Origin of the sequence: Bradyrhizobium niftali (assembly GCF_004571025.1) — a bacterium.
In the GTDB taxonomy this organism is placed as follows: Bacteria; Pseudomonadota; Alphaproteobacteria; order Rhizobiales; family Xanthobacteraceae; genus Bradyrhizobium; species Bradyrhizobium niftali.
Genome location: NZ_SPQT01000016.1, coordinates 1 through 14705 on the forward strand (window position 1 = coordinate 1; position 14705 = coordinate 14705).

The window sequence follows — 14705 nt, forward strand, 5'->3', positions numbered from 1 at the left end:
CAGCGGCCCAGCCTCCAGCCCGATCCGCTTCACTGCAAAGCCAAGCGTCTCGAAAAATTCAACCAAGGCGTTGGGTTCGCTCGTGACCTTCGCTTCCTTCAGGATTTTACCTTGGGCATCCACAACGCATACGCTCGACAGTTCCAATGACACGTCAATTCCGGCATAGTTCTCCACGGCTGTCCTCCGTCTCCAGATGCTTGGGGCCGACTCAAGTCGTGACCCCGTTTCATCATCTATCGGGGGACAGCCACCATCATCACCCCTTGCTCGGAGCCGGGCCCATTACCGCATCTAGGTTAAAGTCGGCGTCGACCCGCTCACGTCGGAGAAACATGCTCGCTCGAACCCTGTTTGCGGCCACCGTCCTGTTGATGCTCGCGCACCCGGCAATGGCGCAGGAGCCGCTCGCGACCTACAAATCCCTGAGTCCCGAGCTGGCGCTTGATCTGGCCCGGGCAGCGCTTGGCGATTGCCGATCACGCGGGTACCAGGTCGCCGTCGCGGTCGTCGATCGCTTCGGGGGGACTCAGGTGATCCTTCGTGACAGGTTCGCGGGCGCTCACACCGTTTCGACGGCCTCGGGCAAGGCGTGGACCGCAGCAACATTCCGTACCAGCACCACCGAACTGAATGCCGTCAGCCAACCTGGCATGATGCAGGCCGGTATCCGCAATCTCCCCGGCGCGGTCATCATAGGTGGCGGATTGATTGTCGAAGCGGGCGGTTCGCTGGTCGGAGCCGTCGGTGTGTCTGGGGCGCCTGGCGGCGATGCTGACGAAGCCTGCGCCAGGGCCGGAATCGACGCCATACGCGACAAGCTCGAGTTTTAGGGCCGCCTTGCCCGCCTCAGCGGGGCCTTGAGCGCGTTAGCGTGAGGGCTTCGGCAACCGCGAAGCCCTCAATGCGCCGTGGCGATGAGGACGCGCCTAGATCCCCAGCAGCTTGCGCGCGTTGGCCTTGAGCACCTTCGGCCGGATCTCGTCGCGGATGTCGATCTTGGCGAAATCCGACAGCCAGCGGTCCGGCGTGATCACCGGCCAGTCCGAGCCGAACAGCATCTTGTCCTGGAGGATCGAGTTGATGTAGCGCACCAGGATCGGCGGGAAGTATTTCGGCGACCAGCCCGAGAGATCAATGTAGACGTTCGGCTTGTGGGTCGCGACCGACAGCGCCTCTTCCTGCCAGGGGAAGGAAGGGTGGGCGAGGATGATCTTGAGGTCGGGAAAGTCCGCCGCGACGTCGTCCATGTACATCGGGTTGGAATATTTCAGCCGCATGCCCATGCCGCCGGGCATGCCCGAGCCGACGCCGGTCTGACCGGTGTGGAACAGCGCGATCGCGCCGCCATTGTTGATCTCTTCGTAGAGCGGATAGGCCATGCGGTCGTTGGCATAGAAGCCCTGCATGGTCGGATGGAATTTGAAGCCGCGCACGCCGTATTCCTCGATCAGCTTGCGCGCCTCGCGGGCGCCGAGCTTGCCCTTGTGCGGGTCGATCGAGACGAACGGGATGAGGACGTCGAGATGGTCGGAGGCAACCTCCAGCATCTCGTAATTGTTGTAGCGGCGGAAACCGGTCTCGCGCTCGGCGTCGACCGGGAAGATCACGGCGGCGATGTTCTTGGAGCGGTAGTAGGCCGCGGTCTCCGGCACGGTCGGCGGATGCTTGTTCGGCGACTTGAAGTACTCCGCCATCTGCGCCTGGAAGTCGTCATAGCCGTCGTCAGCGTGGCAGCCACAGGGCTCTTCGGCGTGGGTGTGGATGTCGATCGCGACGACATCGTCGATATTGGGCAGCTTCAGCTTCGGCATTGGTTTCCTCCCGACGGGTTGCCAAATTGATTATATGATATAACGAATTTGGCAAGGCATTGCCGCCGTAGCTTATCGATCTCGCCGATCGGGCCGATCCGGCCACTTCTACTGTGCATGGGGTTGTTTTCGCGAAATTGCCGGTTCGGAACCGGGCAGTTAACATTGACATCCCCTCCCGCGATGCCTTAAGAACCGCCCCGTCCCGGGCGGTCGGTCCGCCAGCGGGAAAAATCTCATTTTGCCACATTCGCGCGTGCCGAAACGGTAGTGCCGAACACGGCCTTTCGAACGTTCAGGATTCTGCCATGAAGGTCCGTAACTCGTTGAAGTCGCTGCGCGGTCGCCATCGCGCCAACCGCCTGGTCCGCCGCAAGGGCCGGGTCTATGTGATCAACAAGGTGCAGCGCCGCTTCAAGGCTCGTCAGGGCTGATTTCGCCCTGCCGGACGCCCCGCGCGCCCCGCAAGACCACGGTCTCACACGAGTTTGACGCCGCCTTTGCTTTGCAAGGGCGGCTTTGCGCGTCTAGACTTCAGTCATGGCAGTGAGATTCCCTTTCGCGCGCACCCTGTGTCTGGCCCTTGCTCTGGGAGCCGCCGGCCTCGCTCCGGCCGCGGCGCAGCAGGTTGAGCCGCCGCCCCCTCCCGGCAAGCAGAAGAAGCTTCCCGAAGCGCCGGCCAAGCTGCCCAAGGTCGATCGCGGCAAAAATCTCGATTTCCTGTTCGGCGCGCTGAAGGCGGCGCCCGACGATGCCAGCGCCAAGCATGTCGAGGCGCGGATCTGGGCGATCTGGCTCCAGACCCCGAGCGACACCGCCTCGCTGCTGATGGCGCGGGCCAAGACCGCCGTCGACGCGCAGAAGATCGACGTCGCGATCAAGCTGCTGGATTCGGTCATCAAGCTGCGGCCCGACTACATCGAGGCCTGGAACCGGCGCGCCACGCTCTACTACATGCAGAACGATTACGGCCGCTCGCTCGCCGACATCCAGCAGGTGCTGATCCGCGAACCCCGCCATTTCGGCGCGCTCGCGGGGCTCGGCATGATCATGCAGGAGGTCGGCGACGAGAAGCGCGCGCTCGAGGCCTATCGCAAGGCGCTCGCCGTCAATCCGCACCTCGAGAAGATCCCCGATCAGGTCAAGTCGCTGACCGAGAAGGTCGAAGGCCGCGACATCTAGAGCACGATCCGGACCCGAAGGGCCGCGCCAGCGCAAAGGGATAGTTTGATCATTTCCCGAGCGATTGCGGCGCACGCGGATTAACCACGATCACACGCGTCGCATGAGCTGGGGTATCGTCCATGCGGCCGCAGGCCTACCTGCATGGCAGGAGCAAAGCCATGAAGCGTTTGATTTTTGCGGGTAGCTTGCTGCTCGCGTCGGGAACGATGAGTCTCGCCGACGGACTGTTCTGGGTGGTCGGCAACCGCGCCACCGGCAGATGCAACATCGTGACCAGCAATCCGGTCATCGTCGGCGACATCTGGTTCGGCGATGGTCCCTACAAGTCCATGGCCGACGCCAAGCTTGCCCGCTCGACCATCCGCGCCTGTCCCGCGGTCAACCCCGACGACCAAAAGGACGAGGACAAGACGGACTAGAGTCTGGCCCGCCTAGTGCAGGACGCTGCCGCCGCGCTCTGCGAGGCCGCGATCAGCTGCAGCGGCGTAAGCCTTGGCGAGCTCCGTCTCGAGATGCTCGTTGATCAGGAGCAGCGCCCGCACGGCACCGCGCAGGTCACCGTTGCAGCTCGCGACGATCTCGTCGATTGCAGTGTCGTTCGATCTCAAGCTCATCGAAGAATCCTCCGGTTCAAACCAGGACAAATCTTGCCGGTCTTTCCCGCATCTCCTGAGGTGCGAGGAGGATCGGCGCCCACCCGCGCCTAAATGGCGGAACCGACCATGGCGATTATATGGAAGCCGCGATGACGACCGCATGAAGCTGGTCCGAAGCTTGCGTGCCATCGGGAATATCATTGATTCTATTGAGTTTTTCCGACCTGCAATTATGCACATATCCACAGCCCCTCATTTCCGGTGGAAGTGCTGAGGCGCCTGGGGCGAAACTGCCGCGTGCCACGCTCGTAATCACCAGGTGGCTTATGACCAAGTGCCCTGGATCGTCCGGATTCAATCCATGATCGTGATGACAGTCGTGACGGCGCTGGTTCTGCTGGCGCTGGCCACGCAGGCCGGAATCGTCGCCGTGCAACGCGCCTTTCCACCTCAGGGCCGGATGATCGAGGTCGATGGCGCGACGCTTCACGTCGTCGACATCGGCCCGCGCGATTCAGGCCTGCCGATCGTGATGCTGCACGGCGCGAGCTCCAATCTCGAAGCGATGCGGCGCCCGCTCGGCGATCTCCTCGCAAAAGACCATCGCGTCATCCTGATCGACCGTCCCGGTCATGGCTGGAGCACGCGCGCTCGGCGGCAGGATTCGACGCCGCAGATCCAGGCGCGGATGATCGACGAGGCGCTCGGCAAGCTCGGAGTCGATCGTGCGGTCTTCGTCGTGCATTCCTGGAGCGGGGCGCTCGGCGCGCGCCTCGCACTCGATCATCCGGGCCGCGTCGCGGGCCTCGTGATGCTGGCGCCCGTCACCCATCCCTGGCGCGGCGGCGTCGGCCGCTACAACGAGCTCATCGCAACGCCCGTGATCGGCCCGCTGCTCGCCTACACCATCACGCTGCCGCTCGGCTATGTCGTCGCCGAGTCCGGGGCGCGCAACGTGTTTCTGCCGCAGACCATGCCCGATGGTTTCGTGCAGGACTCCGCGACGCCGCTGCTGCTGCGGCCGCGCGAGTTCATCGCAAATGCCTATGATCTGGTGACGTTGAAGGAAGCTGTCGCCGCGCAAGTCGCGCGCTATGGCGAGATCAAGGCGCCGGTCACCATCATCGCCGGCGAGCCCGACAAGACAGTGAAGACCAGCATCCACGCGCGACCGTTCGCCGCGACCGTACAGAATGCGAAGCTGATCGTGCTGCCCGATCTCGGCCACATGGTGCAGAACGCAGTGCCGGATCTGGTGAAGGCGGAGATCGAGACGATGATCGCTACAATCGTCCCGGCGCAGGCGGCCGCCGATTGAAGCGTTTTCGAGCGAATTGGATACTTCGCGTGAAGAAAACGCGCCAAGACAAGAAGCCTGAGCCTCGGTTCTGATTCAGTCGGAACCGAAGCTCTGGCGGCCGCCTCTCGCGCGCTTACTGCTTGATCTTCCCGTCCTTGTCGAACTGCGAGATGAAGGTCCAGAGATTGTTGATCTCGGTCTCGTTCTTGATGCCGGCGAATGCCATCTTGGTGCCGGGGATCTTGGCCTTCGGATCCTTGATGTACTCCTTGAACGTGGCTTCGTCCCAGGTGATGCCGGAATTCTTGTTCGCGTCCGAATAGCTGTAATCCGGGGCGCTGCCCGACTTGCGGCCGTTGATGCCGTTGAGCTCGGGGCCGACCTTGTTCTTGGCGCCTTCGCCGATCGCGTGGCAGGCCAGGCATTTGTTGAACGACGTCTTGCCGGCCGCGACATCCTGCGCCATCGCGGCGGGTGCGGTGGCAGTCACGGTGAGGGCAACCAGCGCGGCGAAAGTCAATTTTGTCATAGGATGCTCTTCGTCTCTTCCCGGGTCAGATTGAGGGGCGTGGTTTTGGCAGGTCCGCTGCAAGTGGACAAGCCGCGAGATCTTGACAGGTTTCATGGTAGCAGACTTGCCCCAGAGAGAACTTGCGCTGCAACAAAGCAATGGGACCTTCGGAGGACCTACCCAAGAGCGGGCAGACGTGCTTGATTTGCCGGAACAAATTCCAATGCCGGACGAAGGTTTCGTAACATGGCCATCATGATGCCCGCGAGCGATCAGGCGGTGCTGGCGCGTCGCAGCGAGATCGTCGCCGCCTTGCGCGCGATCGTATCCGGCGAGGGTGTGATCGACAGCGCCGCCGAGATGCGGGCCTATGAATCCGACGGGCTGACCGCCTATCGGCAGCCGCCGATGGTCGTGGTGCTGCCCGATACGACCGAGCAGGTCGCGCTCGTCCTGAAATATTGTGCCGCCCAAGGCATCAAGTTGGTGCCGCGCGGCTCAGGCACGTCGCTCTCAGGCGGTGCGCTGCCGCTCGAAGACGGCGTGCTGCTCGGGCTCGGCAAGTTCAAGCGCATCCGCGAGATCGATTTCGACAACCGCGTCGTCGTCACCGAGCCCGGTGTCACCAATCTGGCGATCAGCCAGGCGGTCGCGCATGCCGGCTTCTATTACGCGCCCGATCCATCGTCGCAGATCGCCTGCTCGATCGGCGGCAATGTCGCGGAAAATTCCGGCGGTGTGCACTGCCTCAAATACGGCATGACCACCAACAACGTGCTGGGCTGCGAGATCGTGCTGATGAGCGGCGAGATCCTGCGGATCGGCGGCAAGGGGTGCGAGAACGCCGGCTACGACCTGATGGGCGTCATCACCGGCTCCGAAGGCCTGCTCGGCGTCATCACCGAGATCACGGTGCGCATCCTGCAGAAGCCGGAGACGGCGCGCGCGCTGATGGTCGGCTTCGCAGAGGTCGAGGCGGCCGGCGAATGCGTGGCGCGCATCATCGGCGCCGGCATCATTCCCGGCGGCATGGAGATGATGGACAAGCCGGCGATCCACGCAGCGGAAGCCTTCGTCCATGCCGGCTATCCGCTCGACGTCGAGGCGCTTCTCATCATCGAGCTCGACGGTCCCAAGATCGAGGTCGACGAGCTGATCACGCGCGTCGAGACGATCGCGAACGCCTGCGGCTCGACCACCTGCCAGATATCGACCTCGGAGGCCGAGCGCAATCTGTTCTGGGCGGGCCGCAAGGCCGCGTTTCCGGCCGTCGGCCGCATCTCGCCCGACTATCTCTGCATGGACGGCACGATTCCCCGCGGCGCGCTGCCGAAGGCGCTGGCGCGCATCCGCGAGCTGTCGGAAAAATACCAGCTCGGCTGCGCCAACGTGTTCCACGCCGGCGACGGCAATCTGCACCCGCTGATCCTCTACGATGCCAACAAGCCCGGCGAGATCGAGCGTGCGGAGGCGTTCGGCGCCGACATCCTGCGCGCCTGCGTCGAGTTCGGCGGCGTGCTCACCGGCGAGCACGGCGTCGGCATCGAGAAGCGCGACCTGATGCCGGAGATGTTCAGCGAGATCGACCTCAACCAGCAGCAGCGGCTGAAATGCGCCTTCGACGCGCAGGGCCTGCTCAACCCTGGCAAGGTGTTCCCGACCCTGCACCGCTGCGCCGAGCTCGGCCGCATGCATGTGCACGCGGGCAAGCTGGCGTTCCCGGATATTCCGCGGTTCTGAAGGCAGCGGTGACGGTGCACCCTCTCCCCTTGCGGGAGAGGGTGGCTCGCCGCAGAGCGGCGAGACGGGTGAGGGGTATCTCTCCGCGCAAACCGCTTGCAGTTGAGTTCGCTGAAGCAACCCCTCATCCGGCGCCATAGCCAAAGCTTAGCTTCGGCGTTCTTAAGAACGGCGGCCGAAGGCCGCCTATGCCACCTTCTCCCACAAGGGAGAAGGAAGAAGAGCACTCACAGCAATCCGTATTGCGCTCGCTCCCGCTTCGCCAGCAGCGGCAGCGCTTCGCCGGCGATGTAGGTCTTGAAATGTGCGCTCTCCTGGTGCGCCTTGAAGGCGGCCTCGTCGCGGAACAGTTCGTAGAACAGGAACTGGGCCGGATTGTCCTTGGCGCGCGAGATCAGGAACAGCTTGACGCCGTCCTCGCGCTGCGCCTCGGGCAGGAAGCGGTCGAGGATCGCAGCGACCTTGTCGGCCTCGCCCGGTTTCGCCTCCCATTGCGCGACGACGAGCAGGCCGCCGCCGTCGACGGCGTCGCTGAGGGATTTCTGCGTGGCGTAGTGGTTCATGGTCCTTCCTCCTTGCTGCTGGGCTTGAGATGACGACGTCCATGGCGAGAGATAGATTGCCAGGACGGCTCCGAAGGCGGTGATCACCGACCTCCGGCTGAACACTTCGTGGACGCGCGGCGCCGGCGGCCGCGCATATGTCGATCGCTTCATGTCTGTCTCCATCGGCTGAGCTCGATCGCGATCGGCGCAAGCTTGTAGCGATGGCCTGCCGGCTTTGGTTCGCCGGTGATCGAAGTGTCGATGTCGTGAACGCTTCGATATTTATCGAACCGTTGCTGTCGGATTTCGCGGAGCCGGCCTGACGGATTTTCGTCGCATGTCGGACCGTCGTCGCGCCGACAGGTGGTCGCCGCGTCACGCTGCATTTGATTTTGGCGGCGAATTTCGCTACCGCCTTTTCCCGTGGATACGCTTAGGGTCAGAGACGCCAAAGACGTCGAAGAGGTGGTGCGCGCGGCGATTGCCAATGAGCAGCCGCTCGAGATCATCGGTCATGGCAGCAAGCGCAGCATTGGCCACGCCATGGCGACCAACGCCGTGCTCGACGTCTCCGCGCTGAATGCCGTCACCTCCTACGAGCCCAACGAGCTGATCGTGACGCTTGAGGCGGGTGCGCCGCTGGCCGACGTGCTGTCGCTGATCGATGCCAAGAACCAGCAATTCGCCTTCGAGCCGATGAACACCGCGCCGCTGCTCGGCACGCCCGTATCAGGCACCATCGGCGGCATGATCGCGGCGGGCCTCGCCGGCCCGCGGCGCATCAGGGCGGGCGGGGCGCGCGATCACCTGCTTGGGGCGCACGCCGTCTCCGGCTTCGGCGACAGCTTCAAGACCGGCGGCAAGGTGGTGAAGAACGTCACCGGCTACGACCTCTGCAAGCTGCTCGCCGGTTCCTGGGGCACGCTGTCTGTCATGACCGAGGTCACGCTGAAGGTGATGCCGAAGCCGGAGGCCGAGCGGACGCTGCTGCTGCGCGGGCTCGACGAGGCCGTCGCCAACAAGGCGATGACCGCGGCGCTCGGCTCGCCCTTCGACGTCTCCGGCGCCGCACACCTGCCGAAATCCGCATTCCGGGCGAAGACCGACGGGCTCGGCGACATCGCGGGCCAGGGCGAGGCGCTGACCGTTCTCCGGCTCGAAGGCATTACCGCCTCCGCCGCGCATCGCGCCGGCTCGCTGCGCGAATTGCTGGCGCCGTTCGGAACCGCGACCCTGGTCGAGGACGCCGAGTCGTCGGCACTATGGGCTACCATCCGCGACGTCCTGCCGTTCGCGGCCAGTGGCGCGCTGGGGGCCTGGCCGGTGTGGCGGATCGTCTGTCCGCCGGCATCGGGTGCGGCGCTCGGGACGCAGCTGGCGCGCGAGACCGGCGGCGACATGATCTTCGATTGGGGCGGCGGATTGATCTGGGCCGCATTGCCGCCGAAGGGCGATGCGCATGAGCCGGCCGTGCGCGCGTGTGCGAATGCGGTCGGAGGGCACGCCATGCTGATCCGGGCGGCCGAGGATGTCAGGCGCGAGGTCGATGTGTTCCAACCGCAGGCGCCCGGCATTGCCGCCTTGAGCGAGCGGGTACGCGCCAGTTTCGATCCGAAGTCCATTCTCAACCGGGGACGGCTGACGCGGGGCGCTGCGGCATGAAGACCGAATTCTCACTGGCGCAACTCGCCGATCCCGATATCGCGGAGGCCGACAAGATCCTGCGCGCCTGCGTCCATTGCGGCTTCTGCACTGCAACCTGTCCGACCTATGTGCTGCTCGGCGACGAGCTCGATAGCCCGCGCGGCCGCATCTATCTGATCAAGGAGATGCTGGAGAAGGACCAGGCGCCGACGGCGGAGGTGGTCAAGCATGTCGACCGTTGCCTGTCGTGCCTGGCCTGCATGACGACCTGCCCCTCCGGCGTGAACTACATGCACCTCGTCGACCAGGCCCGGGTCAGGATCGAGCAGCGCTATCAGCGGCCGCTCACCGAGCGGCTGCTCCGCCAGGTGTTGGCCTTCGTCCTGCCGGACCCGCAGCGCTTCCGCGCCAGCATGTGGCTGGCGCGGCTGGCCCGTCCGCTGGCCGTATTCCTGCCGACGCCGCGGCCCTCGGCCACGCCCGGACTGATCCAGCGCCTCAAGGCGATGCTGGCGCTGGCCCCGAACCGGCTGCCGTCGCCCGGCCCCCTCCCGGGCAGCGTGTTCGCGGCGCTCGGCAAGAAGCGCGGCCGGGTCGCGCTGCTCCAGGGCTGCGCCCAGCAGGTGCTGGCGCCGCGCATCAACCAGGCTGCGATCAGTCTTCTCACCCGCCACGGCATCGAGGTCGTCCTGGTCAGGGACGAGCAATGCTGCGGCGCGCTGACTCATCACCTCGGCAACGACCACGATGCGCTGGCGCGGGCTCGCGCCAATATCGCGGCATGGCGCGCGGAGGCGGCCGGCGAGGGGCTCGACGCCATCCTGGTGACGGCGTCCGGCTGCGGCACGGTGATCAAGGACTACGGCTATCTGCTGCGCGAGGATGCTGCGTTCGCGGCCGATGCGGCGAAGGTGTCCGCACTTGCCAAGGACATCACCGAATACGTTGCCGGCCTCAGTCTTCCGACCACTGCGATAGGCGACAACATCGTCGTCGCCTATCACTCCGCGTGTTCGTTGCAGCACGGACAGAAAATCACGGGCCTTCCGAAAGAATTGCTTTCCAAGAATGGATTCGTGGTGAAAGATGTGCCCGAGAGCCATTTGTGTTGCGGTTCGGCGGGGACCTACAACATTCTCCAACCCGAGCTTGCGGGCAGGTTGCGCGATCGCAAGGTCGCCAACATCGCAAGCGTCAAGCCGGACATGATTGCCGCGGGCAATATCGGCTGCATGGTGCAGATTGCCAGTGGCACGTCAGTTCCGGTCGTACACACGATTGAGCTTCTCGATTGGGCTACGGGCGGGTCGCGGCCGGCATTGAACGCGTCGAGCTGAGCTTTCGTCCGAAGGTGACGGCGGAAAGACGCCCGATCGATCATTGTACGGCGGCAACAGGAGGACCACGATGGCGAAAGCGAAGAAGAAGAAAAGCAAGAAGGCCAAAAAGGCCAAGAAGGCTGTAGCGGCGAAGAAGACCGCGAAGAAGGCGACGAAGAAGAAGAAGGCAGCCAAGAAGACCGCGAAGAAATCTGCCAAGAAGGCCGCTAAGAAGGCCGCGCCGAAGAAGTCGGCCAAGAAGGCTGCAAAGAAAGCTGCACCGAAGAAGGCCGCCAAGAAGGCTGCGAAGAAAGCGGCACCGAAGAAGGCGAAGGCAGCTCCCGCGCCGAAGCCGTCAGCGCCGGTGGCGGCTCCGGCTCCCGAGCCTGTCGCCGAGACAAGCTGGGCGATGCCTTCGTCTTCTGCGGAACCGACGCCGGCCGAGGGGCAAGGTTAGGCCCAGCGTCAGGCCCGGGCTGCCTGGGGTCAGGCCGAAGGCCGGCTCCAGTCCAGCGACCATGATCGACAGCAGGAGGGCCGCGGCGGCGACGCTGCGGCCTTTTTGCATCTCAAGCGCCGGCCCCCGGAGGCCGCCTTCCACGGTGACCGCCCGATTCGTGGCGAGCGCAGCACGCACCGCCGGACTCCCGTACTAACCCGGTCCTCCAGTGCCCGTTGGAATGCAAATAATGTGATCGAGAAGCCACACAGGCCGACAACCTTCTTTGGAATCGCCAGAACGCCTAAAAAGTCGGCAGATGCTCGCGTTTTTTGCTTCACGGTTTGCATCCCTCAATCCAGATTGTCGCAGTAACGCAATTTTGCATATGGGTCGTACGCCCCGGGGGGCTTCCGGGAAACCGACTGGGTGAGAACTGGTGATGGGGATCGAAATGAAAAAAGTGGCTTTGTTGGCAACGGCGCTGGCAATGGTGACGACGGGTTCCGCTTTCGCGGCGGACATGGCGGTGAAGGCCAAGAAGGCTCCGCCGGTCGTTGCCTTCGACCCCTGGGATATCGCCTTCGGCGGCGCGATCATGAGCGACTACATCTTCCGCGGCGTCACCCAGTCGAACCACCAGCCTTCGGTCACCGCCTATTTCGAGCCGCGCTACAACGTCACCAAGGACCTCCAGCTCTACGTCGGCGTGTCCGCCGAGAGCATCTCCTTCGCCAATCGCGCCGCGGCTGAAGTCGACGTCTACGGCGGTATCCGCCCGACCTTCGGCGCCTTTGCGTTCGACATCGGCGTCTGGGGCTACCTGTATCCGGGCGGGAGCTGCGCCGACAACGTGCTCACCGGCGGCATTCCCGGCGGCAACGTCTGCGGCGTCAGCACGACCACGATTTTCCTCGCCGACGGCAACGTCATGAAGAAGGACGTCAGCTTCTTCGAAGTCTACGGCAAGGTGAACTACACCATCAACGACAGCTTTACCGTTGGCGCGACCGAGTACTACTCGCCGAACTTCCTGAACTCGGGTGCCTGGGGCAACTACGCTTCGTTGACGGCCAAGTACACGGCGCCCAGCACGGTCTTCGGCCCCTCGGGCGTCGGCATGTACGTGTCGGGTGAGTTCGGCCGTCAGTGGTTCGGCACTTCGGACGCCTTCTACGGCACCGGCGCCGGCACCGTGTTTGCCAACGGCATTCCCTACAAGGACTACAACACCTGGAACATCGGCATCGGCTTCACCTACAAGGTGTTCACGCTGGATCTGCGTTACTCCGACACCGACCTGAACAAGGGTGATTGCAACGCCTTCACCAGCGCGTTCAACGCCACCGGCACCACCAACGTCACCGCGATCAACCCGGGCGGCGCTGGCTCCAACTGGTGCGGCGCGGCGGGTATCGCCAAGCTGTCGTTCGACCTGACGGCGATGAGCAACCTGAAGTAAGTTTCTTCCCGAAACGGCTTACGAGGGCGGCAGAGCAATCTGCCGCCCTTTTGCTTTTTGCGGCCTGGAGCGCTGCGGCCGTGCCGGGCCTTCATGGTTCGAGACGCGCCGTCAGGCGGCGCTCCTCACCATGAGGGTCTGGGATTTTGCCGCAAAATCCCACCTCATCCTGAGGGCCCGCCAAAGGCGGGCGTCTCGAAGGTTGGGCCGCAAGGAAAGGCGCCTATCGAGGTCTTTCAACTACGATAGCGATCGCCTTGCGCGCTCAGCGCGCCGCGGTCGGCTCCGTCTCGGCCGGCACGCCGCTCTTGCCGAGGACGTGGATCTTGCCCTCCTTCACCATCGTCACCTTGCGGGTGTGGAAGGCGTCGAGGGTCGAGCGGTGGCCGATCGAGACGATGGTGGCTTGTGGCAGCCTCTCCGTCAGCAGCCGGTACAGCCGGGCCTCGGACGGCTCGTCCAGCGAGGCGGTGGCCTCGTCCAGGAACAGATAGTCCGGCACGTGCAGCAGCGCGCGGGCGAGCCCCAGGCGCTGTTGCTCGCCGAGCGACAGCATCCGGTTCCAGTGGCCGTCCTCGTCGAGCCGCTCGGCGAGGTCGGGCAGTCCGACCGCGATCAGCGTGTCGCGGATCCGTGCGGTCTCGAACGCGCCTGGTGCAGCGGGATAGACCAAAGCATCGCGCAGAACGCCGACCGGGAAATAGGGGCGCTGCGGCAGCATCATCAGCTTCGCCTTCTCGGGGACGAAGATGGTGCCGGTGCCGAACGGCCAGATGCCGGCGATGGCCCGGAACAGCGTCGACTTGCCGGAGCCGGACGGCCCGGTCACCAGCACGCGCTCCGGCATCTGGACGGCAAAGGCGTCGGCGGCGACCAGCGGCGTGCCGCTGGGCAGGTTCACGCAGAGCTGATCGAGGGCGATGCTGCCGTTGCCGCCGGCGGCCTTGAGGGCGATCGCCGGCTCATGGGCCGGCAGGTTCGCGGCTGAATCGACCGACATCTCGAATCCGTCGAGACGCGCGACGATCGAGCGCCATTCCGCCAGCGATCGGTAGGCCGTGACGAAGAACGACAATGCGCCTTGTACGCTGGAAAAGGCCGATGCGGTCTGCATCATGTCACCGAGCTGGATCTTCTTGGCGAAGAAGGCCGGCGCCACCAGCACATAGGGAAAGATCACGGCGGCCTGCTGGTAGCTCGCGGTGAACGCGGTAAGGCGTTTGGTCCGGCTCATGATGGCGTACCAGTTGCCGATCACGAAGCCGAAGCGGTCCAGCAGCCGGCCGCGTTCGGCGCCTTCGCCCTTGAGCAGCGCGATCTGCTCGGAATTCTCGCGGACGCGGACGAGGTTGAAGCGGAAGTCGGCTTCATAGCGCTGCTGCTCGAAATTGAGGTTGACCAGCGGAGCGCCGATCCAGTGCGTCAGCGCGGTGCCGAAGATCGCGTAGACCAGCGCGCCCCAGCAAAGATAGCCCGGGATCACGAGGTCGGTGCCGAACAGGTGCAGCGGGGCGGCGTTGGAGAGACCCCAGAGGATGATCACGAAGGAGAACAGCGTCACGATCGACGACAGCAGGCCGAGTCCGATGGTCAGGGTCTGCTCGACGAAGTTCTTGACGTCCTCGGTGATGCGCTGGTCCGGGTTGTCAGCCGCATCGCCCTTGAGCTGCATGCGGTAATGCGTGGCGTCTTGCAGCCATTCGCCCAGATAGTGCCGGGTCAGCCATTGCCGCCAGCGGATCTGGAGCCATTGGTTCAGGTACAGCTTGTAGACCGCCAGCGCGATATAGATCGAGGCGAGGGCGATGAAAATCCAGATCTGCGTGACGAACGCGTCCCAGTCGCTCGCCTGGAGTGCGCTGTAGAACCGGTTCTGCCACTGGTTCACGAGCACGTCGATCGCGACCAGGGCCAGCTCCATCGCGATCACGGCGCCGAGCAGGCCGCGGCCGGCCCATTTGTCCTCCGATCGAAAATAGGGGGCGGCGATTCGCCAGACGATCGCGAGCGTGGCGCTGATGTTCTTCACAGAGCTCTGTCTCCTGAGGGGATGTGCACAAATGCCTTGAGCCAAATGGCCGAGGCAATGGCCGAAATGGGCGCGCTTAGACTAAAGTCGCAAGTTCTGCAATTTGCGTTGGCTTGTCGCG

General features: G+C 64.2%; 15 protein-coding genes and 1 pseudogene. 10 read left to right on the forward strand and 6 right to left on the reverse strand.

All coding sequences use genetic code 11. The annotated features are described in order from the left end of the window. Nucleotides 1-177: pseudogene (locus tag E4K65_RS48795) on the reverse strand (IS110 family transposase); the annotation flags it as partial. A 158-nt stretch (nt 178-335) separates the two neighbouring features. Between E4K65_RS48795 and E4K65_RS25425 the strand changes: the two are divergent. Next, nucleotides 336-833 (forward strand): GlcG/HbpS family heme-binding protein, encoded by a 498-nt coding sequence (locus E4K65_RS25425; protein ID WP_135176466.1) that lies wholly within the window; start codon nt 336-338, stop codon nt 831-833. A 96-nt stretch (nt 834-929) separates the two neighbouring features. Here E4K65_RS25425 and E4K65_RS25430 read toward each other — a convergent pair whose 3' ends face one another. Next, nucleotides 930-1814 carry a 4-hydroxyphenyl-beta-ketoacyl-CoA hydrolase gene (locus tag E4K65_RS25430; RefSeq protein WP_011090280.1) on the reverse strand — a complete coding sequence of 295 codons (885 nt, stop codon included), beginning with the start codon at nt 1812-1814 and terminating at the stop codon, nt 930-932. 308 nt (nt 1815-2122) lie between these two features. Here E4K65_RS25430 and ykgO point away from each other — a divergent pair, with 308 nt between their 5' ends. The 3 genes from ykgO (at nt 2123) to E4K65_RS25445 (ending at nt 3418) form a co-directional block, all read left to right on the forward strand. After that, on the forward strand, nt 2123-2248 hold the full coding sequence (ykgO, locus tag E4K65_RS25435; RefSeq protein WP_006611362.1) for a type B 50S ribosomal protein L36: 126 nt from the start codon (nt 2123-2125) through the stop codon (nt 2246-2248). Nucleotides 2249-2354: 106 nt separating this feature from the next. Then, nucleotides 2355-2996, forward strand: a complete 642-nt coding sequence (locus E4K65_RS25440) for a tetratricopeptide repeat protein (protein ID WP_135176467.1) — start codon at nt 2355-2357, stop codon at nt 2994-2996. Nucleotides 2997-3157: 161 nt separating this feature from the next. Next, complete coding sequence (locus E4K65_RS25445; protein WP_167771124.1) at nt 3158-3418, forward strand: hypothetical protein; 261 nt, start codon at nt 3158-3160, stop codon at nt 3416-3418. A gap of 12 nt (nt 3419-3430) precedes the next feature. Here E4K65_RS25445 and E4K65_RS25450 read toward each other — a convergent pair whose 3' ends face one another. Next, nucleotides 3431-3613 (reverse strand): hypothetical protein, encoded by a 183-nt coding sequence (locus E4K65_RS25450; RefSeq protein WP_027546063.1) that lies wholly within the window; start codon nt 3611-3613, stop codon nt 3431-3433. A gap of 343 nt (nt 3614-3956) precedes the next feature. On the opposite strand from E4K65_RS25450, the gene E4K65_RS25455 reads away from it, so the two are divergent. Then, nucleotides 3957-4913: an alpha/beta fold hydrolase gene (locus E4K65_RS25455; protein ID WP_167771125.1), complete on the forward strand. Its 957-nt coding sequence runs from the start codon at nt 3957-3959 to the stop codon at nt 4911-4913. A 115-nt stretch (nt 4914-5028) separates the two neighbouring features. Here the strand turns inward: E4K65_RS25455 and cycA are convergent, their stop codons facing one another. After that, nucleotides 5029-5424: a cytochrome c-550 CycA gene (gene cycA / locus E4K65_RS25460; RefSeq protein WP_135176469.1), complete on the reverse strand. Its 396-nt coding sequence runs from the start codon at nt 5422-5424 to the stop codon at nt 5029-5031. A gap of 228 nt (nt 5425-5652) precedes the next feature. Here cycA and E4K65_RS25465 point away from each other — a divergent pair, with 228 nt between their 5' ends. Next, the gene (locus E4K65_RS25465; RefSeq protein ID WP_135176470.1) at nt 5653-7146 is read left to right on the forward strand and encodes an FAD-linked oxidase C-terminal domain-containing protein; all 1494 of its coding nucleotides are present in this window, start codon (nt 5653-5655) and stop codon (nt 7144-7146) included. A 227-nt stretch (nt 7147-7373) separates the two neighbouring features. On the opposite strand, the gene E4K65_RS25470 is transcribed toward E4K65_RS25465, so the two are convergent. Next, complete coding sequence (locus E4K65_RS25470; RefSeq protein ID WP_135176471.1) at nt 7374-7862, reverse strand: putative quinol monooxygenase; 489 nt, start codon at nt 7860-7862, stop codon at nt 7374-7376. Between the two features lie 252 nt (nt 7863-8114). On the opposite strand from E4K65_RS25470, the gene E4K65_RS25475 reads away from it, so the two are divergent. From E4K65_RS25475 to E4K65_RS25490, 4 genes are all read left to right on the forward strand, one after another. After that, the gene (locus E4K65_RS25475; RefSeq protein WP_135176472.1) at nt 8115-9353 is read left to right on the forward strand and encodes an FAD-binding protein; all 1239 of its coding nucleotides are present in this window, start codon (nt 8115-8117) and stop codon (nt 9351-9353) included. Beyond that, complete coding sequence (gene glcF / locus E4K65_RS25480) at nt 9350-10672, forward strand: glycolate oxidase subunit GlcF (protein ID WP_135176473.1); 1323 nt, start codon at nt 9350-9352, stop codon at nt 10670-10672. Before E4K65_RS25475 ends, glcF begins: the two co-directional genes overlap by 4 nt. Nucleotides 10673-10742: 70 nt before the next feature. After that, a complete protein-coding gene (locus E4K65_RS25485; RefSeq protein ID WP_135176474.1) occupies nt 10743-11111 on the forward strand; it encodes a histone in 369 nt (122 codons plus the stop codon). Between the two features lie 436 nt (nt 11112-11547). Next, nucleotides 11548-12555: a TorF family putative porin gene (locus E4K65_RS25490; protein ID WP_167771126.1), complete on the forward strand. Its 1008-nt coding sequence runs from the start codon at nt 11548-11550 to the stop codon at nt 12553-12555. 265 nt (nt 12556-12820) lie between these two features. Here the strand turns inward: E4K65_RS25490 and E4K65_RS25495 are convergent, their stop codons facing one another. Next, complete coding sequence (locus E4K65_RS25495) at nt 12821-14584, reverse strand: ABC transporter ATP-binding protein/permease (protein ID WP_135176476.1); 1764 nt, start codon at nt 14582-14584, stop codon at nt 12821-12823. Nucleotides 14585-14705 lie beyond the last annotated feature (121 nt).

What these genes read in the sequence shown, in the direction of transcription:
- E4K65_RS25425 (WP_135176466.1), top strand. Translation starts at nt 336, where the DNA reads ATGCTCGCTCGAACCCTGTTTGCGGCCACCGTCCTGTTGATGCTCGCG.
- E4K65_RS25430 (WP_011090280.1), bottom strand. Translation starts at nt 1,814, where the DNA reads ATGCCGAAGCTGAAGCTGCCCAATATCGACGATGTCGTCGCGATCGAC.
- ykgO (WP_006611362.1), top strand. Translation starts at nt 2,123, where the DNA reads ATGAAGGTCCGTAACTCGTTGAAGTCGCTGCGCGGTCGCCATCGCGCC.
- E4K65_RS25440 (WP_135176467.1), top strand. Translation starts at nt 2,355, where the DNA reads ATGGCAGTGAGATTCCCTTTCGCGCGCACCCTGTGTCTGGCCCTTGCT.
- E4K65_RS25445 (WP_167771124.1), top strand. Translation starts at nt 3,158, where the DNA reads ATGAAGCGTTTGATTTTTGCGGGTAGCTTGCTGCTCGCGTCGGGAACG.
- E4K65_RS25450 (WP_027546063.1), bottom strand. Translation starts at nt 3,613, where the DNA reads ATGAGCTTGAGATCGAACGACACTGCAATCGACGAGATCGTCGCGAGC.
- E4K65_RS25455 (WP_167771125.1), top strand. Translation starts at nt 3,957, where the DNA reads ATGATCGTGATGACAGTCGTGACGGCGCTGGTTCTGCTGGCGCTGGCC.
- cycA (WP_135176469.1), bottom strand. Translation starts at nt 5,424, where the DNA reads ATGACAAAATTGACTTTCGCCGCGCTGGTTGCCCTCACCGTGACTGCC.
- E4K65_RS25465 (WP_135176470.1), top strand. Translation starts at nt 5,653, where the DNA reads ATGGCCATCATGATGCCCGCGAGCGATCAGGCGGTGCTGGCGCGTCGC.
- E4K65_RS25470 (WP_135176471.1), bottom strand. Translation starts at nt 7,862, where the DNA reads ATGAAGCGATCGACATATGCGCGGCCGCCGGCGCCGCGCGTCCACGAA.
- glcF (WP_135176473.1), top strand. Translation starts at nt 9,350, where the DNA reads ATGAAGACCGAATTCTCACTGGCGCAACTCGCCGATCCCGATATCGCG.
- E4K65_RS25485 (WP_135176474.1), top strand. Translation starts at nt 10,743, where the DNA reads ATGGCGAAAGCGAAGAAGAAGAAAAGCAAGAAGGCCAAAAAGGCCAAG.
- E4K65_RS25490 (WP_167771126.1), top strand. Translation starts at nt 11,548, where the DNA reads ATGAAAAAAGTGGCTTTGTTGGCAACGGCGCTGGCAATGGTGACGACG.